Here is a 4,588-nt window from a genome sequence, read left to right as displayed (position 1 = left end):
GCCAAACCCGCCGCCAAAAAGGAAAAACCTCCTGCGGTGGAAGATAAGCCATTTGTAGAGTTCATGCAGCAAGACTACTTGCCAGCTTTAGAAAAGGCGATCGTCAAAGAAGGGGTAAAAGATATACAATTATCCTTTGCCAAGCAGAAATTACCCATTGCAGGTTTTCAATCAACAGAAGAATGCTGGCAAGTGATTGGCAGCTGGCAAAACGGTCAACGTCAATTTAACCTCTATTTCCCTGATGAAGATATCCAAGGGAAAAAAGGCTTTTCTTGCAACGAAGGCAGAAAGCCCAGCACTCTGGAGTCATTTCTCATCGACGAGCGTAAAGTCACACTAGATATGTTGGTATCTCGTTTAGTGTATCGTTTGAACGGTCAAAAGTGGCTAGGTAGAAATTAATTGAGTTCATGGAAATGGTAGGTAACGGCTCCAGTGATGGGGTCGTTGTCTATTTTCACATAACCTGATTTCAGCATCTCTTTAAGTACCGCTTCCACTTCCGCAAAACCGACTCCTGTAGCTTTCACAGCTTGAGTCACAGTTAAGCTACCACCCTTGCTTTCTGCGACTTCAATTAATTTTACCATCAATTGGTTTTTAGTCATCGGCTGGACTTGGGAAGTAGTGATCGGTTGATTCACAGGTACACCCAAGGGCGATACACCAGCTTTCAGGCGTAGTTGCTGTTCATATTCATCAACCATTCCAGGCAACAGAAACAAATCTACAAACTGCCCTATACCAAACACACCCCCGGTGAATAGCCACAACAAACCAGTGCCGATTTTGCCATTGTAAAGTCGATGCAGTCCCCCTAGACCTAAAAACCACGCTGCACTCAAAATATAAGACACAAGGATACGGTCTTGATGCGGATTCTTGTCAACAGTCATGTTGTGGTCAACCCCTTGGATTTGCGCTTATTTGCTTAGATGCGATTTCCCTACAATTTTGTTTCACAGCAGCATGGCGAATTATACTCATCACGCTACTTCTATTGTAAGGTTATGCGCTTTGAGTGGCGAGTGGGTAGGGAGATGAGGGAGATGAGGGAGATGAGGGAGAATAACTAATGACCAATGACTAATGACCAATGACTAATGACTAATGACCAATGACTAATTTTAAATTTTTGTTGCAACTCTTAATGTTTCCCCCTCCTGTTTACCTCTACACCTTGGTAGACTGAAATTTATACAAATTAATTATTGTCGGCTGTTGTACCTTGAGAGAGTATCACCCTTGCCTCTCAGGGTTCTAGTCAAGATAATAAAAACAAAAGAGCAGTTAGGACATGGTAGATTCCCTAAAAAAGCCAGGCTTTGAAGAAATGCGGCCAGGGATTAAAGTCCCGGCAAAGGAAACTCTGTTAACACCCCGGTTTTACACCACCGATTTTGATGAGATGGCACGGATGGACATCTCCGTCAACGAAGACGAGTTGAGAGCCATTCTGGAAGAGTTCCGCGCGGACTATAACCGCCATCACTTTGTGCGGGATGCGGAGTTTGAACAATCCTGGGATCACATTGACGGGGAAACTCGCCGCTTGTTCGTGGAGTTTCTAGAACGTTCTTGTACGGCAGAATTTTCGGGCTTTTTGCTGTACAAAGAACTCGGTCGCCGTTTGAAAGATAAAAGCCCTGTTTTGGCAGAATGCTTTAACCTAATGTCACGGGATGAAGCGCGCCATGCTGGCTTTTTGAACAAAGCGATGTCAGACTTTAACCTGTCTTTGGACTTAGGGTTTTTAACCAAGAGCCGCAATTATACATTCTTTAAACCAAAATTCATTTTCTACGCCACTTATCTTTCAGAAAAGATTGGTTACTGGCGGTATATCACCATTTATCGCCATTTAGAAGCGCATCCTGAAGATAGAATTTATCCAATTTTCCGGTTCTTTGAAAACTGGTGTCAGGATGAAAACCGTCATGGTGATTTCTTTGATGCAATCATGAAATCCCAGCCGCAAATGTTGAACGACTGGAAAGCGAAACTTTGGAGCCGCTTTTTCTTGTTGTCAGTATTTGCTACGATGTATCTCAATGACATCCAGCGTCAAGACTTCTATGCTTCCATTGGTTTAGATGCGCGGGAATACGACATCTATGTAATTAAGAAGACCAACGAAACAGCAGGAAGAGTCTTCCCAGTGATGCTAGATGTAGAAAGTCCAGAGTTCTATGAACGTTTGGATGTATGTGTCAAGAATAACGAAAAATTGAGTGCGATCGCTAACTCCAACACTCCCAAATTCTTGCAATTCTTCCAGAAGCTACCAATTTACATCTCCAGTGGTTGGCAATTGTTAAAACTGTACTTGATGAAGCCAATTGATGCAGTTTCTAATCAAGGTTTAGCTCGCTAAATCTTTGAGTTTCTGCACTAATTTAAGTGGTTCTGTTGAGTACAGAACCACTTTTTTATTGAAACACGAAACTGATTTTTCTCTTGGTCTGTGTCCCTTTGTGATTTATTATTATAGGTTTGTAGTCAGTCGGTAAAAATAAATTAATTTCAGTTCGTAGTGAGGACTTTAGTCCTCATAATAAGGCTAAAGTCCTCTGTTGCAGAAACTGCGCGTAGCTTGCTTCCCCGGAGGGGTACACTACAAACCTTTAATTATTTAAGCCGACTTCATCAGTCTAAATCTATATTTTACTCTTAAAAAAAATGATATTTTTAGAACTCATATTACAAAATTTTGGCCCCTACGCAGGGAAACAAGTAATCAATCTTGCTCCCATAAAAGACGAAGAACACCGTCCAATTATCCTCTTAGGTGGGATGAATGGTGGCGGAAAAACCACCCTTATGGATGCTATCCGCCTAGCTTTATATGGACAACGCGCCCAATGTTCTACTCGTGGTAACTTGAGTTATCCTGATTTTTTAACCCAATGCGTTAATAATAAAACTGATCCTTTTGACAAAACACGCATTGAATTACTTTTTGAACATATTGAAGATGATAGACCAGTAAGATATCGGATTGTGAGAGTTTGGGACAAAAATCCCAAAGAAGGTAAAGATACATTAGGAATTTTAGGCGATGATGACACCTGGCCTGTTGATTCTCTGGCTAATATTTGGGATGACTATATAGAAAATCTCCTACCATTAGGAATTTCTAACTTATTTCTGTTTGATGGGGAACAAGTAAAAGAACTTGCGGAACAAGATACACCGCCACCAATAGTTATTGAAGCGATACGCGGACTTTTAGGTTTGGAGTTAGCAGATAAATTAGCAGGTGACTTAGATTTTATAGTCAACCGCAAACGCCGAGAACTGGCGAATACAAAAGACTTGGAACAATTAGAGATAATTGAGCAAAGATTACAGCAACAGCAAGTAGAATACGAAACCATAAAACAAGAATTAGTAACCCTTAAAAGTCAACTAGATGACTTAGAAATCAAGCAGCAAGAAGCTTTAGATAGATTTATGTCAGAAGGCGGTAAAATTGCTGCGGAACGCAATCAATTAGAACGGATAAAAAAAGAGAAAATCGCCGCCGCCGAAAAAGTCCGGGATTCAATGTGTGAATTAGCTGCCGATGTTTTACCATTGGCATTAATTCCTAATTTGCTCAGTCAGGTACAAGCACAAGGAGAAAAAGAATTTCGTTCTCAACAGATACAATTAGCTAGAGATGTGTTAATAGAGCGAGATCAACGCTTAATTAATTGGCTGAATCAGTTAGCAATGCCTGGAGAACAGGTTGATAAAATTGAGTTGTTTTTAGCTGAAGATGTTGAAAATTTATATACAGGTTATGCCCAAGGAGAACCACCTTGGTTACTTGCTGACGAAGAAAGTTTAAGTCAGTTAGATAATGCACAGTATCATTTAAAAACTTTGCTGAAATCACTAAAGCAACAGTTAGATATTCTGCAAAACACGGAAGAAGAAATTATTACTCTAGAAAGACAAGTACAAACAGCCGCAGAACCAGAGGCTTATAAACAATTACAGGAGGCTGTAAAATTAGCCCAAAAGCAAGTGGCTGAAGCTAAAGGTAATTATGAAACAACTCAATACAGACTAACTACATTAGGTAATACTATTGAACAGACCAAAAAGGAATTAAAAGAATATACTGATAAAAACCTGGATTACAAAAATAGAGAACATTTGATTGATTCGGTGCTGAAAGTTCAAGAAACCCTGAAGATTTTTCGAGAAAAATTAACTCTCAGAAAACTCAATAAATTAGAGGAAGAAGTCAAAAATTGTTTCCTCTATTTATTGCATAAATCGGATTTAGTGCATCGCATCGCTATTGATACGGAAACTTTCAGCCTGTCGCTGTATGATTTGAAAGGTCAACCAGTACCGAAACATCGCCTGTCAGCAGGGGAAAAACAACTATTAGCGATCGCCTTCCTCTGGGGACTAGCCAAAGTTTCCGGTCATCGCTTACCAGTAGCTATTGATACACCTCTTGGAAGACTGGATTCCTCCCACCGTAACAACTTAGTTGAACGTTATTTTCCCGCCGCTAGTCATCAAGTCATTTTACTTTCCACTGATACAGAAATCGGGAAATCAGAAGTAGAAATACTTAGGGAAAACG

General features: G+C 40.3%; 4 protein-coding genes. 3 read left to right on the top strand and 1 reads right to left on the bottom strand.

Annotation, left to right across the window (positions count from 1 at the left end):
* Positions 1–405 (top strand): DUF2996 domain-containing protein (locus AACS98_RS18200; protein WP_084386935.1); only part of this gene is annotated, 405 nt, incomplete at its 5' end.
* Here AACS98_RS18200 and AACS98_RS18195 read toward each other — a convergent pair.
* Entirely contained in the window at positions 402–899 is a 498-nt protein-coding gene (locus AACS98_RS18195; protein WP_066382422.1) for a TM2 domain-containing protein, read from the bottom strand. The two genes, AACS98_RS18200 and AACS98_RS18195, sit on opposite strands and share 4 nt — an antisense overlap.
* A 401-nt stretch (positions 900–1,300) precedes the next feature.
* On the opposite strand from AACS98_RS18195, the gene acsF reads away from it, so the two are divergent.
* Together acsF and dndD are read left to right on the top strand one after the other, a co-directional pair.
* Positions 1,301–2,377: a magnesium-protoporphyrin IX monomethyl ester (oxidative) cyclase gene (acsF, locus tag AACS98_RS18190; RefSeq protein ID WP_066382421.1), complete on the top strand. Its 1,077-nt coding sequence runs from the start codon at positions 1,301–1,303 to the stop codon at positions 2,375–2,377.
* A 305-nt stretch (positions 2,378–2,682) separates the two neighbouring features.
* Positions 2,683–4,588 (top strand): DNA sulfur modification protein DndD (gene dndD / locus AACS98_RS18185; RefSeq protein WP_232317175.1); only part of this gene is annotated, 1,906 nt, incomplete at its 3' end.

This window comes from Anabaena sp. CA = ATCC 33047 (genome assembly GCF_963870205.1).
Classification (GTDB): domain Bacteria; phylum Cyanobacteriota; class Cyanobacteriia; order Cyanobacteriales; family Nostocaceae; genus Trichormus.
The sequence above is the reverse complement of the archived record's forward strand: the minus strand, read 5'-3'. Positions and strand labels throughout refer to the sequence as shown.

Excerpts from the sequence above, each read along its gene's own strand:
- AACS98_RS18195 (WP_066382422.1), bottom strand. The coding sequence starts at position 899 with ATGACTGTTGACAAGAATCCGCATCAAGACCGTATCCTTGTGTCTTAT.
- acsF (WP_066382421.1), top strand. The coding sequence starts at position 1,301 with ATGGTAGATTCCCTAAAAAAGCCAGGCTTTGAAGAAATGCGGCCAGGG.